General features: G+C 54.1%; 22 protein-coding genes. 6 read left to right on the forward strand and 16 right to left on the reverse strand.

The features are described 5' to 3' along the window. Positions 1 to 201: 201 nt before the first annotated feature. Positions 202 to 513, forward strand: a complete 312-nt coding sequence (locus N5923_RS03035) for a hypothetical protein (protein WP_267140676.1) — start codon at positions 202 to 204, stop codon at positions 511 to 513. Between the two features lie 11 nt (positions 514 to 524). Here N5923_RS03035 and N5923_RS03040 read toward each other — a convergent pair whose 3' ends face one another. The 11 genes from N5923_RS03040 to N5923_RS03090 form a co-directional block, all read right to left on the reverse strand. Further along, positions 525 to 1,304 carry a phosphate/phosphite/phosphonate ABC transporter substrate-binding protein gene (locus tag N5923_RS03040; protein ID WP_267140675.1) on the reverse strand — a complete coding sequence of 260 codons (780 nt, stop codon included), beginning with the start codon at positions 1,302 to 1,304 and terminating at the stop codon, positions 525 to 527. Between the two features lie 23 nt (positions 1,305 to 1,327). Then, positions 1,328 to 2,332: an ornithine cyclodeaminase family protein gene (locus N5923_RS03045; protein WP_267140674.1), complete on the reverse strand. Its 1,005-nt coding sequence runs from the start codon at positions 2,330 to 2,332 to the stop codon at positions 1,328 to 1,330. Between the two features lie 21 nt (positions 2,333 to 2,353). Next, complete coding sequence (locus tag N5923_RS03050; RefSeq protein WP_267140673.1) at positions 2,354 to 3,307, reverse strand: ABC transporter ATP-binding protein; 954 nt, start codon at positions 3,305 to 3,307, stop codon at positions 2,354 to 2,356. Then, positions 3,307 to 3,957: an ABC transporter permease gene (locus N5923_RS03055; protein WP_267140672.1), complete on the reverse strand. Its 651-nt coding sequence runs from the start codon at positions 3,955 to 3,957 to the stop codon at positions 3,307 to 3,309. The genes N5923_RS03050 and N5923_RS03055 overlap by 1 nt, the downstream gene beginning before the upstream one ends. Further along, on the reverse strand, positions 3,954 to 4,598 hold the full coding sequence (locus tag N5923_RS03060) for an ABC transporter permease (RefSeq protein WP_267140671.1): 645 nt from the start codon (positions 4,596 to 4,598) through the stop codon (positions 3,954 to 3,956). Before N5923_RS03060 ends, N5923_RS03055 begins: the two co-directional genes overlap by 4 nt. Next, positions 4,598 to 6,145 (reverse strand): HAL/PAL/TAL family ammonia-lyase, encoded by a 1,548-nt coding sequence (locus N5923_RS03065; RefSeq protein ID WP_267140670.1) that lies wholly within the window; start codon positions 6,143 to 6,145, stop codon positions 4,598 to 4,600. The genes N5923_RS03060 and N5923_RS03065 overlap by 1 nt, the downstream gene beginning before the upstream one ends. Before the next feature lie 21 nt (positions 6,146 to 6,166). Beyond that, on the reverse strand, positions 6,167 to 7,057 hold the full coding sequence (locus tag N5923_RS03070) for a glycine betaine ABC transporter substrate-binding protein (protein ID WP_267140669.1): 891 nt from the start codon (positions 7,055 to 7,057) through the stop codon (positions 6,167 to 6,169). A 233-nt stretch (positions 7,058 to 7,290) separates the two neighbouring features. Next, complete coding sequence (locus N5923_RS03075) at positions 7,291 to 8,028, reverse strand: MipA/OmpV family protein (RefSeq protein WP_267140668.1); 738 nt, start codon at positions 8,026 to 8,028, stop codon at positions 7,291 to 7,293. 86 nt (positions 8,029 to 8,114) lie between these two features. Further along, a complete protein-coding gene (locus tag N5923_RS03080) occupies positions 8,115 to 8,633 on the reverse strand; it encodes a DUF523 domain-containing protein (protein WP_267140667.1) in 519 nt (172 codons plus the stop codon). A gap of 131 nt (positions 8,634 to 8,764) precedes the next feature. Continuing rightward, positions 8,765 to 8,971, reverse strand: coding sequence for a DUF2767 family protein (locus N5923_RS03085; RefSeq protein WP_017800830.1), 207 nt, complete (start codon positions 8,969 to 8,971; stop codon positions 8,765 to 8,767). Between the two features lie 68 nt (positions 8,972 to 9,039). Continuing rightward, the gene (locus N5923_RS03090; protein WP_026111654.1) at positions 9,040 to 9,267 is read right to left on the reverse strand and encodes a hypothetical protein; all 228 of its coding nucleotides are present in this window, start codon (positions 9,265 to 9,267) and stop codon (positions 9,040 to 9,042) included. A gap of 235 nt (positions 9,268 to 9,502) precedes the next feature. On the opposite strand from N5923_RS03090, the gene N5923_RS03095 reads away from it, so the two are divergent. Further along, on the forward strand, positions 9,503 to 10,039 hold the full coding sequence (locus N5923_RS03095) for a chorismate mutase (protein ID WP_267140666.1): 537 nt from the start codon (positions 9,503 to 9,505) through the stop codon (positions 10,037 to 10,039). Between the two features lie 4 nt (positions 10,040 to 10,043). Here the strand turns inward: N5923_RS03095 and N5923_RS03100 are convergent, their stop codons facing one another. Together N5923_RS03100 and N5923_RS03105 are read right to left on the reverse strand one after the other, a co-directional pair. Beyond that, complete coding sequence (locus N5923_RS03100) at positions 10,044 to 10,214, reverse strand: hypothetical protein (RefSeq protein WP_267140665.1); 171 nt, start codon at positions 10,212 to 10,214, stop codon at positions 10,044 to 10,046. A 388-nt stretch (positions 10,215 to 10,602) separates the two neighbouring features. After that, entirely contained in the window at positions 10,603 to 10,791 is a 189-nt protein-coding gene (locus N5923_RS03105; RefSeq protein ID WP_267145214.1) for a hypothetical protein, read from the reverse strand. Positions 10,792 to 11,502: 711 nt separating this feature from the next. On the opposite strand from N5923_RS03105, the gene copM reads away from it, so the two are divergent. Next, positions 11,503 to 11,853 carry a CopM family metallochaperone gene (copM, locus tag N5923_RS03110; RefSeq protein ID WP_267140663.1) on the forward strand — a complete coding sequence of 117 codons (351 nt, stop codon included), beginning with the start codon at positions 11,503 to 11,505 and terminating at the stop codon, positions 11,851 to 11,853. A 44-nt stretch (positions 11,854 to 11,897) separates the two neighbouring features. On the opposite strand, the gene N5923_RS03115 is transcribed toward copM, so the two are convergent. Then, positions 11,898 to 12,530 carry a LysE family translocator gene (locus tag N5923_RS03115; protein WP_267140662.1) on the reverse strand — a complete coding sequence of 211 codons (633 nt, stop codon included), beginning with the start codon at positions 12,528 to 12,530 and terminating at the stop codon, positions 11,898 to 11,900. A gap of 77 nt (positions 12,531 to 12,607) precedes the next feature. Between N5923_RS03115 and N5923_RS03120 the strand changes: the two genes are divergently transcribed. From N5923_RS03120 to N5923_RS03130, 3 genes are all read left to right on the forward strand, one after another. Beyond that, the gene (locus tag N5923_RS03120; RefSeq protein WP_267140661.1) at positions 12,608 to 12,991 is read left to right on the forward strand and encodes a RidA family protein; all 384 of its coding nucleotides are present in this window, start codon (positions 12,608 to 12,610) and stop codon (positions 12,989 to 12,991) included. Positions 12,992 to 13,094: 103 nt separating this feature from the next. After that, complete coding sequence (locus N5923_RS03125) at positions 13,095 to 13,289, forward strand: hypothetical protein (RefSeq protein ID WP_267140660.1); 195 nt, start codon at positions 13,095 to 13,097, stop codon at positions 13,287 to 13,289. A gap of 256 nt (positions 13,290 to 13,545) precedes the next feature. Next, positions 13,546 to 14,394 carry an AraC family transcriptional regulator gene (locus tag N5923_RS03130; RefSeq protein WP_267140659.1) on the forward strand — a complete coding sequence of 283 codons (849 nt, stop codon included), beginning with the start codon at positions 13,546 to 13,548 and terminating at the stop codon, positions 14,392 to 14,394. 11 nt (positions 14,395 to 14,405) lie between these two features. Here N5923_RS03130 and N5923_RS03135 read toward each other — a convergent pair whose 3' ends face one another. Together N5923_RS03135 and N5923_RS03140 are read right to left on the reverse strand one after the other, a co-directional pair. Next, positions 14,406 to 15,980, reverse strand: coding sequence for an ABC transporter substrate-binding protein (locus tag N5923_RS03135; protein ID WP_267140658.1), 1,575 nt, complete (start codon positions 15,978 to 15,980; stop codon positions 14,406 to 14,408). 390 nt (positions 15,981 to 16,370) lie between these two features. Then, positions 16,371 to 16,613, reverse strand: a complete 243-nt coding sequence (locus N5923_RS03140; RefSeq protein ID WP_267140657.1) for a hypothetical protein — start codon at positions 16,611 to 16,613, stop codon at positions 16,371 to 16,373. Positions 16,614 to 16,803 lie beyond the last annotated feature (190 nt).

Consider the following 16,803-nt stretch of genomic DNA (forward strand, 5'->3'; position numbering starts at 1 on the left):
TCTTTACTGATACGTAAACCCACGCCAGTCTCATACCACTGCTGCCGCCAGTGACCAGTACAGGTTAATCTGCAAATCTTGCCATGCTTACCTCTCTTTAGCGCTCAGGGGCCTGTATTCAGCAGCTGAAATTTGCTCTGCCCCTGGGGGAAATAAAAATGTTAAGGTCAAATCCTAATGGATAACAACAGGATGCTTAATATGATAGTCAGAACATGGCATGGTTGCGTGCCCCTGAAACATGCCGAAGGATTTTCCGCACATCTGCAGCTAACGGGCGTGCAGCACGCCCGAAGCGTGGCCGGGAACCTGGCTGCTTTGGTACGGCGTGAAACTCAGGGCGAATGGGAGCACTTTTTTCTGGCGACATACTGGGTGGATATTGACGCGATTAAAGCCTTTGCCGGGGAGCATTACTCTATCGCCGTGACTTACCCGGACGATCAACAATTTGAGCTGCTATCCGATCCCTATGTGTTTCAGCACCAGGTTGACAGCATAGCGGCCTGGTAACCGCCGGGTATTTACTGCAAAACCCCATAACCCGCCTGTTGCGCCGCCGCCGCGCGCTGCGCCAGCAGCTGATAATCATCCGCTGGCGGCGCGATAAATCCCTGTAACTGTAGCGCGGCCAGCAGTTCGCTGACGCTGCTGTCATGCTGAAGTTCGATAAAGGCGCGCTGTAGCTTTGCCACTGCCATTGGATCCAGAGTGGCGGAAGCGACCAGCAGCGGCATTGGCGCCGGTTCCGTCTGATCAATCACCCGTACTTGCTGCATCAGTTCAGGTTCATCGCGGGCTAACAGCTCAAAAGCATAGCTATCCACCGGGCCGATATCCGCCAATCCCTTAGCAATAGTTTCCACCACCCGTCGCGGAGTAATCAGCGGTCCGACGGTTTCGCGATACAGACGCTGCTGGCCCGGCGCTAACCAGCGCAACAGATGAAAACGCAGCGCGCTGTAACCAGAGTGCGATTCAGGGTTGGTAAACGCCAGCCGCTGACCAAAGGTTTCCGTCAGATGCTGATAAGGGGCATCCTTCGCCACAATTAAACGGCTGCGATAGCTGCCCGCACCGTCCGCCAGCGAATGCAATGGAACCGGCGTGGCAAGCGCCACCACCGGAAACAGCCCGAGGGAAAACGGCAGGCCGCACATAAAAACGCCGGCCAGATCCGCGCGTTGCCACAGCGCTTCCAGCGGCGCCGGGGCAGGGTAGTCGATCACTTCCCCGTTGATATCTGCCCGGCGAAAGACCTCCTGCAGCAGCTTCTTCCAGTTTACCGCTGCCGTCGCAGTCACTGAGTACATCCGTCCGTTGGCGATCATGCGTAGCGTAGTGTCTGGCCGATGCCCAGTTTCTGCGCTTTTTCCAGCATCGCATGACCCAGGGCGATATCGCTCAGCGACAAACCGCGATGCCAGAACAGAATAGTTTCATCATCGTTCTGGCGTCCGCTTTTTACTCCGGCGACAATCTGGCCCAGTTCGCCATGCAGCGTGGTTTCACTCAGCTTGCCAGCTTCAACATGGGCGCGCAGCGAACCAAACATGCCGCCTTTGCACTGACCCCAGTCATCGACCACCATTTTATCCATGATATCGGTCAAAGAGAGTTCAACTGCGCTCATGGTGCCGTAGGGCACCACCAGTGCGCCGGGTTTGATCCACTCCGTCTTCAGCATCGGCGTCGGTTTTTCCAGCCGCGAAGCTTCCACCACAATATCCGCATCGCGCACGCAGCTTTCCCAGTCGTCGGTGACGATAATCTTTTTACCCAGATCCTGCTCCAGACGACGGGCAAAGGCTTCGCGGCTCTCGGCACGACGTGAGTGAACGCGAATCTCATCAAAGTCATACAGGCTATCCAGCAGGCGGACATTCCAGTAAGCGGTGCCGCGTGCGCCAATATGCGCGAGAACTTTGCTGTTTTTACGCGCCAGATGGCGGGCGCCAAGCGCGGTGATGGCGCCGGTGCGCATATCGGTAATCGCCGAGGCATCGAGGATCGCTACCGGCATACCGGTTTGCGGATTAAATAAATTCAGCATCGCCATCTCTGACGGCAGACCCAGCTTGTAGTTATTGACGTAATCGCCCACCACTTTGACCCCGGCCAGATTCAGTGGCGCAATATAGCCGCGCAGCACATTAAAGTGGCCGTTAAACGCCGGATCGGGGATCAGATGCACGCGCGGCTCAATCACCGTCTGCTGGTTGCCCTGCGCCAGCAGTCCGGCTTCGACGGCGGCGAGAATTTCGCTGTCGCTCATCGCCAGCTGTTGAATATCGGGTCCGTTGAGGTAGCTGATATTGACCTGTTCTGTCATCTCTTTCCCTTAATTTGGCGCTCAGGCCGCAAGCAGTGTTTGCTGGTAAGTGAATAGTTGCTGGCGATTAAGTTCGCCCAGCAACTGGTGATGGTCATCGGTAACTCTTACGCCTGGCGCGTCGTGGGCCAGCATCAGTGACAGTACCTCTTTCAGGCTGGCATCGGCTTTTACCGCCAGCGAAAAGGCGCTTTGTGCGACCGGCGTCATGGCATGGCTTACCGGGGTCAGCGCCAGCAGCTTCAGCGCCGCATCGCTGCCAATAAAGGCGGCGACAAAATCGTCGGCGGGATTACTGAGAATCATCGCTGGCGTGTCGTACTGGCACAACTTGCCATTACGCATAATCGCGATGCGGTCGCCCATTTTGATCGCTTCATCGAGGTCGTGGGTGACAATCACCACCGTCTTTTTCACCCGTTGCAGAATCTGCTTAAACTCCTGTTGCAGACGGCCACGCACCAGCGGATCGATAGCGCCAAAGGGTTCATCCATCAGCATTACCGGCGGATCGGCAGCCAGAGCGCGCGCCACGCCGACACGCTGTCGTTGTCCGCCGGAAAGTTCAGCCGGATAGCGCTGGCGATCGGTCGCCGGATCCAGGCCGACCAGATGCAGCAGTTCATCAATGCGCGCAGCGGTTTTGCGCCGATTCCAGCCCAGCAGGCGCGGCACGGTGGCGATATTGTCCGCCACATTCATATGCGGAAATAAGCCAACGTTCTGAATCACATAGCCGATATGGCGGCGCAGCAGCACCGGATCGACAGCGGTAATATCTTCACCATTGACCCACACCCGCCCTGCGGTGGCATCTTCCAGCCGGTTGATCAGGCGCATGGTGGTGGTTTTGCCACAGCCGGAGGGGCCAATCAGCGCAGTGGTGGAGCCTTCCGGGATCTCCAGCGTCAGATTATCCAGTGCTTTCTGCGTGGTTCCGCGATAAATTTTGGTGATATTTTCCAGTCTAATCATCAGGCATTTCCTTTCGGAACATGTTTGAAGCCGCTCTTTTCGATGGCGGCAAACAGCAACTCGGCGCCAATCGCCAGCAGAATAATCGGCACCGCGCCGACCAGCAGACGCGACATATCCATAATCGCGATACCGGTGGTAACGAAGTCGCCCAGCCCGCCGCCGCCAATAAACGAGGCTAACGCCGCACCGCCAATCACCTGCACCGCAGCGGTACGAACGCCGGCGAGAATGCCCGGCGCTGCCAGCGGCAGAATCACCTGCCGGGTGATTTGTCCGCGCGTCATTCCCATACCCTGCGCGGCGGAGAGGGTGTCTTTATCGACCGACTGAATGCTGGTGCAGGTATTCAGCAGAATCGGCGGCAGCGCGAGGATCACCAGCGCCACTACGGACGGCATCAGGCCTATTCCGAGAAATGGCAGCGCAGCGGCGAGGATCGCCAGGCTGGGAATGGTGCGCAGCGTGCTGGCAATATTGGTGGCGATAAAGGTGGCGCGTGGCGAAGCGGCGACCTTTACGCCAACCGGCAGCGCTAATAGCAGGGAAAACAGCAGCGCCAGACCGCACATCACCAAATGTTGTTGCAGCGCGTCAAAGAACTGTTGCGGATTGGCGAGGATCCAGCGCCATGCGTCGATAAAAATCATGCGCTGGCCTCCATGCGAGCCTGCGGACGACGACGCGCCATACGGCGCTGCACCAGCAGAAACAGTGCGTCAACGCCGATGGCCAGCAGCGACGTCAGGCCGCCGCCAATCAGGATTTTTTCCGGATAGCGCTGATCCAGCCCGGCGAAAATAATGGTGCCAAGCCCCCCGGCATTAATGTAGGCGGCGACCGTGGCGATACCAATCAGAGTGGTGGCTGCGATACGCAGACCGGTGATAATAAACGGCAGCGCCAGCGGCAGCTCAATCTCCCACAGCAGTCGCCAGTAGCCGTAACCCATGCCGCGCGCCGCATCCAGCACTTCGGGCGCGATGGCATGAAAGCCGGTGGCGATATTGCGCACCAGAATCATCAGGGCATAGGCCGTCAGACCGACAATCGCCGGCAGCACGCCAATGCCCAGCCACGGAATAAACAGCGCGAACAGCGCCAGGCTGGGAATTGAAAACAGCATGCCGGTAAAGGTCAGCACCAGCGCATAGGTTTTTGGCCTGCGCGCGCTCCAGATGCCCAGGATTAGGGCAATCACAAAGGCGCAGCCCAGCGAAATGCCGACCAGATAGAGGTGTTGCCACAAAGCGAGGGCGATATCATCAAGGTGTTTCGGGGCCCAACGCATCAGCCAGTCTCCAGAAGTTGCTCATCTGCACTCAGCCAGCCCGAAGCGGTAATCGCGCTGGTCAGCCGGGCAATATCCGCCGCAGAAGAGCGATCCTCATCCAGCGGCGCGACCAGCGCCCGTACCCGGCGATAAATAGCAGCGCTGCCGCTACCCAGCGCACTGGCCGGTAAGGCGCGCAGGTCTACCGCCTGCGCGGCCACCAGCAGCTCGATCGCCACCAGATAACGCAGGCTCTCAACCAGCCGCGCAGTTTTGGTGATGACCGCCATTGACTGTGCGGCGTAATCTTCCACCCGATCGGCCACCGGAATTGTAATGGCGGACATCGGACTGGCGTGATGCACAATATCGCTGGTGAGGGCGGAAATGGTTTTTTGCAGCGTGGCAAAGCCGGTCTGTCCACTGTGCGGTGTCAGGAAGCGCGGTAGTCCGCTGGCGCTGGCTGACATCAGTTTCATGATGCGCTCGGCGGCACAGCTGGCCTGACGCGCCAGCGCCAGCCCCAGCGTTTCAAATGCCAGCGCCAGATGAGTGGCATCAAAATTAGCGTTGGCTAACACCAGATCGGCGCTGGCAATCAGCGCCGGATTGTCATCGGCGCTATTCAGCTCCAGTTCGGTCGCTTGTCTGGCGTGGTTAAATGCCTGCTGCACGCTGGCCAGCACCGATGCGGCGCAGCGGAAACTCAATGGATCCTGCAACAGTCGTGCGCCACCGGCCTGCACCAGCGAACCACCGGCCAGCAGTGATAGCAGATGGGCGGCGCTCTGCGCGCCACCCGGTAGCGGGCGAATCTGGCTGGCCCAGGGCGACAGCGGGGAAATATTGGCGCGAAACGCTTCGAATGACAGGGCAATTGCCCCGGTTTGTGCATTGATTATCTGCGCGATATCGCTGAGCACCAGCGCGGCAAGCCCGACGCTGGCAGCGTTTGATGACACCAGCGCCAGCCCGTCTTTACCGCTCATCCGCGGCAGCGTAAAGCCGACGGTGGTTGCCAGCGTAGCGATCTCACTGACTTCGCCCTGATATTCTGCTTCACCCTGACCGCTAAGCGCCTGGCCGATATGCGCCAGCGGTGCGAGATCGGCCTCACCGATGGAACCGATCAGCGGAACCTGCGGATGTACACCATGATTCAGTAGCTGCAGCAGTGCCGCGGCGCTGGCCCATGAAATACCGGAATAACCTTCAGCCAGCCCGGCGAGCCGCGCCAGCATCATTGCCCGTACCTGATCGCGGGTCGCCAGCGGGCCGACACCCACGGCGCGCGCCAGTGGAATACGTAGCTGGATCTGCTGTAAGCGTGCGATATCCTGCTGACCATCATCGCCGTTCAGTACCGCAGTATCCACGCCAGCGCCGAGGCCGGTGGTGACGCCATAAATCTGGTCGCCGGATGCAATCCGTTGATAAAGGAAGGAGAACCCCTGTTCGATACGCTGCTGTGCCGCCGGGCTAAATGCCACCGGATAATCTTCCCTGGCGACCTTTACCAGCATCGCCAGGCTTAACGCGGTGTTATCACCGAGAGTTAAGGTCATAGCCCCTCTTCATTGGGTCGGTTAGGATTTCACAATGCCTTTTTCACGCAAAAACGCTTCTGCGACATCAGCCGGTTCTTCTTTATCTTTCTCTACTGCGGCATTGAGTTTCTGCATAGTGGCGTTATCCAGCAGTGCACTGACTTTGTTCAGTACGGCTTCGGCATTCGGATGCGCTTTCAGCGCCTGGTCACGCACCACCGGTGCAACGAAGTAAGGCGGGAACAGATGTTTGTCATCGGCCAGCGAGACATACTGTCCGTCAGCAATTTGCCAGTCGGTGGCGAAACCGTTCGCCACGTCAATTTGTCCGGCGGCCAGCGCATCGTAACGCAGACCCACTTTGGCAAACTGGCGGAACGATTTAAATTTGATACCGTAAACCTGCTCCAGCCCTTTCAGGCCATCCTGACGATCGCCAAATTCAGCGCCTGCACCAATGGTCAGCTGCGGAGCGACTTTTGCCAGATCGGACAGGGTTTTCAGCTGATATTTTTCCGCCAGCGCTTTGCTGACCAGTAAAGCATAGCCATTGTTCAGTCTGGCAGGCGCCAGCCAGGTGAGCTGATATTTTTGCGCATAGACGCTTTTTACCTGCTGATAAACTTTATCCGGATCGGAAGAGAGTTCGCCTTTCACCACTGCACTGAGCGCGGTGCCGGTGTACTCCGGGTACAGATCAATATCGCCTTTTAACAGCGCCGCTTGCGCAATTAACGTGCCGCCGAGGTTAATTTTGCGTTCCACCGGGATTCCGGCCTGCTCCAGCGCTGAGGCGTAGATCTCCGCCAGAATATATTGCTCAGTAAAGCTTTTGCTGCCGACGATGATATCCGCCGCATGAATGGCGGGTGTAAACGCCGTTAATCCCGCCATCAATAACAGAGCCTGCTTGATTGTTGTTATGCGCATTACTTTCCCCAGCGTAGAGTTATTGTGAATAGACATGTATATACAATATTTGTGCCAGAAAAATAGCGATTTAAAATCAATCACCTAAGTTTTTTCAGGCGTGAGTCTGGCTGACAGTCAGGACAAAAATGCACCGGCACGATGCATTGAGAGTGTTCAAAGTAGAGCAAAAGCCGGGGGCGGGTGAAATTCGTTTTCGCGATAAGCTATATCTTTATGAACGCACCTCGGGGTTAAAAGTGATAATTAACACCGAGGTCAATAACATAGCTTACCGATTTTTCCACCATCGGGCTGTTGCGTACCTGATTATCATGCAGGTTAAGCCGCGTCGAGATAAAGCCTTCCCAGTGGGCGCTAAAGCGGTAGTCGAGCGCCAGTTGCAGCCATGGCGTCAGAGTGGCTGCGGGGCGGTAGCGGCTTAACCCGCTGCGCCGGGATTCACTATCATCAATGCCATAGTAATAACGCGTTTGCCGCGCATCCTCCCAGTCGATACCGACCGCCGGAATCCACGCCAGCTGTGCGCTTTGCAGATAGCCGGTCCATGACACCGTCGCCAGCAGGCCACTGCTCAGGCCGAGGGTATCTGCCGCCAGCTGGCCAGACAACGCGCCATAGGGGGTAATACGCTGATAGCTGACGCCAGCCATCAGGGTGGTGCGACGATTATTCAGCTGCTGCATCTGCGACCCTTTGCCATCGTGGCGGTCGTAGCTGCGATCAAACCATAATCCTTTGATTTTTAGCTCATTGACTTTATCTTTCCACGCCAGAATCCCGGCTTCATCGCCGTCAATATACAGATGTTCGCCGTTCCAGCTGAGCAGGGGAAAAGGAAAATAGTTCACCCGCGTGGCGCGATAGGGATTGATTTGCCACTCATTATCCAACGCCAGCGCCAGATCTTTTGCCGGCAGTGGTGCCGAAATAAGCAGCAGTAGCGTAATAAGTAACGGCTTGCATTCCATGGTGCTCACCTGTGCGGATCACAGAGAATGGCTGAGATATTACTGAGTGTAATCGTGTTTATTTTAACGTGGGCGAAATCGCAGGGTTAGCGGGTCAGGCAGGGGATATCACAGGGCTCCTCATCAGCAAGTCGCTGACACAACGCCGCAAGCGTTGATTCCGAGAAGACTTCGATACCATGACGGGTCAACAGTTCGGCGGTCACGCCCTGACCGGCGATTTTGCTGCCGTTAAAACCACCGCTGTAAATCATTTTGCTGCCGCAGGAAGGGCTGCCTTCAGTAAGAATGGCAAACTGGCAGTTATGCTGTTGCGCCATCTCCAGCGTCAGCCAGGCGGCTAAAATATAGCGCTCAGTGACGTCGCCACCGCTGGCTTCGCGCACTGTGGCGCCATGGCTGATTACGCCGTAACCGGCGGCGGCGGGCTGGATCTCTGCAGCCGGACGCGGCGTCTGAAAACCCGCAGCCAGCTCCGGGCAGAACACCACAAAGCGATTTTGTTGCCGCCAGCGGGCGATACAGTGATTAACCAGGGTTTTTGCCGAGCCGTTATAGCGCACCGGAAAACCGGCCAGACAGGCGCTAAGAAGGATTTTTTGCATTGCTGCCCAACCTGAAGGCTAAGATTTTTTTATCCTGGCATTCAATATTGCGCAAGGCGAGAAACGGGGCAGTCATATAAGAACAATTAAACAAACCCAGCGTGGGAGCCGGGTTCGGATTGTTGCTGTGATTAGGGTTTTATCAGCCTGATGGCGTGTTCCAGCACCTTCTGCTCATCCCGCTCGCTGTCACCGCGTTTAAGCCGGGTCTTCTTCAGCAGTTCGGCAAGCACCGAACGTTGCGTATCACGGCCACTTTCCGCCAGTACGATAACCGCATCGCCGATCACCCGGCAGACTTCGTCATAATATTCTTCACTCAACACATCACGTTTCATAGCACCTCCTCCTTTATACACAACCTGGCACGCTTTTACGCAGGCCGCCAGTTTGAGGGTATCAGGAGTTAATGAACGCGCTCCGCTTCACGCGCTTTACTGGCGCTGCGTGACACGCGGTGAGCTTTTTCCGGGTCGCCAGCCACAAATTCGAAGGTAGGGGAGTAATAAAAGGGCAGCCAGCCGCCGTAGCCATTTTCCCACTCCCAGCGTACCGGGCAGGGCCATAAAATGCCATCGTAGAGTATGTAGTAAATCCATCGACCATTGGGACGACGCGGCTTCGGCGTTTTCATCGGGGCAACTATGTTGAGCTGAGGGTGTATTAAAAAAATAGCCTATATTTTGACCTGTCACACGACGGGTTTCAACCGGCAACGCTTAAATCCACCCGAATCCACCAGTTTACTCCTGCTTTATGAGACAGGGGTAACAAAAAATGGTGCCCCATCCCTGGAGGAAAATATCCTGAAAGCAGGCTAAATAGTTTCTGTGCTAAACTACCTCGTTTTCCTAAGGATGAGGATCGCAATGATGAGTAATTACGGAATATTAGCCCTGTTTTTGACGCCACTGATGCTGCCACTGGCGCAGGCTAATGATAAAACGCAACTTTTTGAACATGTGAATCAACGGCTTGGCTGGATGAAAGATGTTGCCGGTTATAAGGCCAGGCATCATCAGGCGATTGAGGATCTGGCGCAGGAGTCACGGGTATTATCGCTGACCCTGCACAGCGCCGAGCATTTTGGCCTGCAACCGCAGTCGGTAAAGCCTTTTATTACGGCGCAGATGGATGTGGCCAAAGCGATACAATATCGTTATCGCGCTGACTGGCTGTCGATGCCGGAAGAAAAATGGACGCCATTGCCGTTACCGGTGGTGCGGGAAAAAATTTCGCAGCTGAGTGCGGATATCCTCCAGCATCTGACGCAGATGCTGAAATCCGGCGACCGTGTCAGCGAAGAGGACAGAGCAGCATTTAATATGTTGATCTCTCAACATAATATCGACGAATCGGACAAAGCGTTGATTTTTGATACCCTGAAACAGGTGGCATTAAAATAGTACGCTAACGCCACACCTCGCCACACTGCAGCACTGCCTGTGGGCGTCGCTGATGAATTCTTTCCGCCATCCGCTCACAGGATGCAAGGGTGGGGTAGATATGTTCTGATACCGGCAGCGCTTCGCAGGCATCATAGCCGCAGGCGCTTACTAACAGCACAAATCCAATTAACATATCCCCTCCTTAACGACGGTCCCTGAAGACGAAGCTCGCTGTCTTCAGGGTTTAAGTATAGTCGAGCGAAGCGGCAGCTGCGTATTTGACCCGACAGTCAGGGGAAAGATCAGGAAAGACAACGTATGCATTTTTAGCCGAAGTGGCGAAAATATTGACCGTGTGAAATATATTTCTTCCATGCGCGCAGAAACAGATTAGCAAAATAATAACGTTCCGATTAATTCATTAAATTCATTTAACTCAAATTTCGCCATTATTGAGGAAGGAATCAGGCAAAAAAAAGTCAACAACATCCCGCAGAAAACATTCATCTGAGTGAGTTTTTGTTGACTGTTTACAGCGACTTAAAATTTCTGCCAGCGACGTAATAGCGATCTGACTGCAATCAGGCCTTGTTGTTATCGATGGTGATATTGGGCGCGCACTGTTCACCCACCTTTACCATACGGAATTCTGCTTTGCCTTGATGTACGTAGATGCAGGCACGACCCATTTCGCCGCCGTCCTGTTCCTGAGAGAGTGACACCGTGACCGCTTCTGCCATCGCCAGCGGTGAGAGTAGTATTCCTGCCATTGCCATAGCGGGCAAGTTGGTTATATGCCATACCTGTGGGCATTTCATTTTGCACATCCTTAACACACCGTAAGAGATTACCGGGTACCAGGTAGCCAGCTAAACGCTATCAAAATAAGTTTGCTAATTATTGGTACTGCAAGTTTAAAACTATTGCGAGCAACGCGAATTCGTCAATCTAATAATTGTCTAACAGATCACGCTTTTTAAACTGTTTTTCAGAAACTGAGCTGTACTGGTACAGAACGCGACAAATGCCCCATCAGCCTGCGTCTATTTTGAGGCCGTTAATAGTTGAAGTAAAATCCTAATGCTGAAGTTTCCGGTAAAACTCGGTTTTTAAGAAGTTTCCGGTTCGCAACGCAGAAATAACCGAACAGTTATTTGCGCCTGATAGTGCTATTTTGGAATTCCGGTAACCAATTGCGAGGATTAGCATCAGTAATAGCCTGAGCTGTACTGGCACTGGTACACAACATCTGTTGCAGCGCCATCATCCCTGCGGGGCGGCATCTAACCACTGCAGTAAACCCCTGACGTTAGCGTCGATACTGCAACGAAGTCTGGAAAACTGATGAAGTTCAACCCTTAAAGCCCGCCACCCGCGGGCTTTGTCGTTTCTGGCGTCGGTAAACAGCAGACTTGACCTTACCGTAAGGGGAGGGTTTACCCTTTGGTTCTCTGAGGTTATCTGAGTGATGAGGAAGTCCAATGAACAAGATAAAACCTTTCCTGCTGATTGCGTTGCTGGCGCCACTGAGCGTACTGGCAGCGGAGACGATGCATATGGACCACGCTAAGGAGAGCGGCGCCCGGCAGAGTTATCAGAGCGGTATGGATAAGATGCATGGCGATATGATGCAGGGGATGCAGTCGGATAACCCGGATGTGGCCTTTGCTCAGGGGATGACGGCGCATCATCAGGGCGCAATTGATATGGCGAAAACCGAGCTGAAATATGGCAAAGATGCGGAAATGCGTAAGCTGGCGCAGGAAATTATCGACGCGCAGCAGCCGGAAATTGACCGCATGCAACGCTGGTTAAAACAGCAGAAGAAGTAATCTGCCTTGTCCCGCCACGCGGGCGGCGGGACAGATGGCGCGCATCAGGATGACTGACTGACGATTAATTTAATCCCCAGTAACGCCATCAGACCGCCACCGAGGGTATCCAGTCGCTGTTTAAAACGCAGATAGGCACTACGCGGCGCTGTGGCGGAAAGCACCATAACCACAAACAGATACCAGACAAAATCGATCGCGAAAGAGGCGATCGGCAGCGCAATATTAATCCAGACAGGGTACTGGTGGCTGAGGAAAGCGGCAAATATACTGCCGAAAACCAGTGCGGTTTGCGGATTGCTGATCTGCGTCAGCAGGCCAAGGTTAAAACCGCGTAGCGCGCTGTAACCGTTCGATTCACCAATCTCCACTTTCAGTGGACGACGTGCGTTGCTAATCATCTGATACGCCAGGTACAATAAATAGACGCCACCGGCAATTTTCAGCAGCCAGAACAACCAGGGAACGGTCAGCAAAATCGACTGCAACCCCATAATCGCCGCCAGCGCAAACAGCGCACAGCCGGTACTCATTCCTAACGCGGTAAATACGCCGCAGCGGCGACTCTCCGACATGGCGGTTTTGGCCACGAGCAAGAAACTGGGGCCGGGTGACATCGAGCCTACAGCAATCACCCCGCAAATGGATAAAAACGCAATCAGGCTATTGTCCATCATATACTCCTGTCAGGTTGGCATTTTAAGATGGGAACCACCGCAAATTTAACGTAATCCACGGCATAAAGGTGAACATAATGGGGCAACTGGAACGAAAAAATTATCCGCAATTAGGCAATGTAGTTGGGCCTTATGTCCATGCGGTGAAGTATCAGTCGGTACTGTATGTTTCGGGTCTGACGGCTTTTGGCAGCGAAGCGCAGCACCATGGGATTGCCGCACAGGCACAGGCGATCTTTGATCAACTGGCAATCATTGCGGCTGAAGAGCAATCCTCAATGGCGGGATTGATTAAAGTGACGATCTTTATCACTGACTTTAGTCACCTGACCGCACTGCGCGAAGTACTGTTCGCCCGTTTCGGCGAGCATCTGCCCGCCAGTTCGCTGGTTCAGGTTACGCAATTGTTCTCGCCTGATTTGAAGATCGAGATCGAAGCCTGTTTTGCACTGGGTGAGTAATTCGCCGCTTTTTTCTGCTGATGTATGCCCGTCTGCCGGAAAAGGGTAACGGGCGGGGGCTAAAGTTGTTAAAGTTGGCGTTTTACACCTTTGTGGGAACACTATGTCTAACGAAATTGCACATCCGTCCAGCAGCCCTAAGCAGGCAGCCCTTCAGCTGGTGATTGAACTGGTTCGCGCCGGTAAACTCAGCCCGTTGCAGGGCGATGCGTCTAATATGATCTCTATTTACGAACAGTTTAAAACGCATTTTGAATCGGACAAACACAAGCACGCCTCTGATTCCGTCATCTCTTAACGGCACGCGTGGCACGGATGCCCGCCCGTAATCGGCGTTACTCTCCGCACTATCTGGTGCTTATCAGCGCCCTCCTGCCAAAACGATGTGATCTGACCGCCAAATCAGCAATCTTTCTGGCCAGATTGCTGCGATGGCGTTAACAGTGTTAGCGTTATCACAACAGCAGCGCGCAATAAAAATTAGGGTGGTAAAAAAGTAAAACAGCGGTTTAAATTTTACACGGGACAACTGTCACTATTAACTGGTAAACCACATGACGATGGCAACCATTGAGCAACATGCTTTAACGGATCGTGCATTTGCTTTTACGCGCCGTACCGGGGATAAAAGCAGTTCTCACCACTGGCACCAGTGCCTGGAAATCATGCTGGTCGAGCAGGGTTATGGCACGATTATTGTTGATAATCAGCAGTATGCGTTGCGTCCCGGGCGAATATTTATTTTTCCACCCTTTAAGCTGCATAAGGTGGTGGTCGATGAGCGCGATCTCGCCGGCTACCGGCGCACCATGATCCACGTGGATAGCGCTGTACTGATCAATTTCCTCGGTGATTTTCCGCATCAGCGCGCCCGCTTACAACGCCTGTGCCATCAGCGCAGCGCTGCGACCGTCTGTGACTTAAGTGAATATCAGCACGGTCTGGAACAGCTATTTAACGTTTATCAGCGCATTTTTGACAGTCGTCCGTTTAATTTACCGGACAGCGCCTGCCTGATATTACAGTTGCTGAATTTTTTGCCGGAATATGTCGCCAGCCGTGAGCCACGTGATGACAGTATCTCTACACGCGTGATGTTATGGGTTGAGGAGCATTACGCGCAGAAGTTTAGTCTGGCGGCGCTGGCGCTTTCGCTAAACTTATCGCGCAGTTATATCTCGCGTAGCTTTAAGCAGGAAACCGGTGGACTGATTCAGGATTATCTGTTGATGCGGCGCCTGTGGCAGGCGTGTAACTGGTTGCGCAGCGATGAGCTGCCGGTGGAAGCGATAGCCGAGCAAACCGGTTTTGCCGACACCTCCTATTTTATTACCTGCTTTAAAAAGATGATTGGCGATACGCCGCTAAAATACCGTAAACGCCATCAGGATAATGGCGTTTAGCGGCAACGGCGTTACTTACTTACCTGATCGTAGTAGAGCATGCTGGTGCCAATTCCCTGTTGCGCGCCTTTGATATTATCGCGCAGACCCACCAGTTTCTGCCCCTGCAAGGTCACCACATATGGCGAGTTGTGCTGAATCTCTTTTTGCAGCTCGGCATACAGCGCCTGCCGTTTCTGCACATCACTTTCCGCCGCCGCCGCGCGGGTTTGCGCGCTGAGTTTGGGGATCTCCCAGCCGACACGCCAGGCGAGGGTTTTCGGGCCACCCGGTACGTTCAAGGCAAAGGTGCTGGCATTGGTATTGGGATCGACATAGTCCGCGCCCCAGTAGATAAAGATCGACTGGAAATTACGCCCGCGCATTTTGCTCCACAACTCAGATTCCGCTACCGGCTGGATATCAATAGTGATATCTGCTTTGGCAAAACTGGCCTGCAACGCCTGCGCCACATCGGTATACGGTGGCTGATTGACGATGGTCAGCGAGAAACGGGTGCCGGGTTTAATGCCCGCCTGCTGCAGGATGCTCTTCGCTTTGGCGACATCCAGTTTAAAGGGCTTATCGGTTAACGCGCCATCGAAACCCTGCGGCAGAAACGCCTGATGGACCTGATACTGTCCCTTCAGCAACTCACCAGAAAGGCTGTCATAATCCACCAGCCAGCGCGCGGCCTGCCAGAGTGCCGGATTTCCCAGCGCCGGTTGCTGCTTATCCTGGGTGTTAAAACCAAGGTAGTAGATCAGGCTGGAAGGGAAGGCGGAAACTTTGATACCAGGATGATTTTTAATCGCGTCAAACTGATCGGCGCCCAGCTCATAGGCGACATCGACATCACCCTGTTCCAGCAGTAAACGTCTTGAACCGGGATCGGCGACTCCTTTGAGGATCACCCGTTTGAGTTTCGGCGCAGGCTCTGCCTGTGGATTCTGTTCCAGTACCAGCGCCTGCTGGGGCACATAGTTACGGATACTGTAAGCGGCGCTGCCAGCGGAGCGGGTGCGCAGCCAGCCGTTACCAAAATCGTTATCTTTAGCGTGCTGCTGCACCAGTTTACTGTCAACAATTGATGCGACCGGCGCGGTAAGCAGACGCAGCGCCAGATCGCTGCCAATCGGCGAAACCCAGCGTAATTCCACTTTGTCATCGCTGATGCGTGTGAACTGTGCGTCGATATTCTCTGGCGTCCAGCCTAATTCACCAAGGATAAACGAAGGGGTTTTATTCAGCTTCACCACGCGCGTCAGTGACCAGATAACATCGTCTGCGGTGACTGCATTGCCGCTGGCAAAACGGCTACCGGGTTTCAGGTTAAACACCAGGCTGTGCTCGCTGCTGCCGGGCTGCCAGTTTGTCGCCAGTTCTGCTGCCACCTGGCGCGGGTTATTGCGGTCCGACGCCACCAGTCCCTGATAGAGATCGGTCAGGCTGCTGGTGCTGACGGTTTCAAAGCTTTCCGCCGGATCGAAACTGATAATGCCATCAAGCGGGATTGCCACAATTAAGGTATCGGCGGGCGTCGCCGCATGGACGGCTGCGGTAAAAGTTAATGCACTGGCGATAGCGACGGGCAGAAGTTTACGCATTCAATGATCCTGATGAGGGAGTATTTCAGGACTATAGGGGGCAAATACAGCGTTGGAAATATCACTTTAGACTATGGTATCCCGCTTTGAGAATATAGCCAGATCAGAGAGTTATCATTAACCGGGTGGGATTAACATCTGACATTCCACGGGCGGCGTTCTCGCCACCCGTGTCATTTATCGCGTATCAGTATACAGACGGTCTTCATCCCACCGTGATGGATTATCAATAATGTACTGGCGAATTGCATTAAGTTCCTCTTCGTTGCGGATGACCCGGTCATAAAACCCGCGCTGCCAGATCGACTGAGGTGCCAGGCATTCACGTGTTACACCTGATTTGTAATTATTGATAATTTTCGTCAGAGGATGTGGATTCCCTTCAGCCAGTCAGATTATTCCGTGGAGATGATTAGGCATTAACACCATTTCATCTAACGCGAGTGTGCCGGTATGGCGGGGAAGGTTTAACCAGTGGTTAAACGCCAGCTTAGCCAGACAAGTCGCAACAAGTTTTCCTGAAATAATATTTCCAAAGAGATGCTTACGCTTATGCGTGATAAGGGTGACAAAGTATGCGCCGGGTTGTGCGTAGCAGTAATATTTTAGTCGTGGGGATTGGCGTGTTTTCATGGGGAGTTCCTCCGGCGGCAATAGTAATGATGCGCCATAAGAACGGGTACAGGCTTTAATAAATGTTTCGTGATAGCTTGCAGAAAATCGATCAGATGTCAGACGGGCGGCGGTGGAAATACGTAGCAAGGGCGGCGAGAACGCCGCCCCTACATCAGATCAGCGTAGGGGCGGCGTTCTCGCCGCCCGT

Origin of the sequence: Winslowiella arboricola, from assembly GCF_025527015.1 — a bacterium.
Taxonomy (GTDB): Bacteria; Pseudomonadota; Gammaproteobacteria; order Enterobacterales; family Enterobacteriaceae; genus Erwinia; species Erwinia arboricola.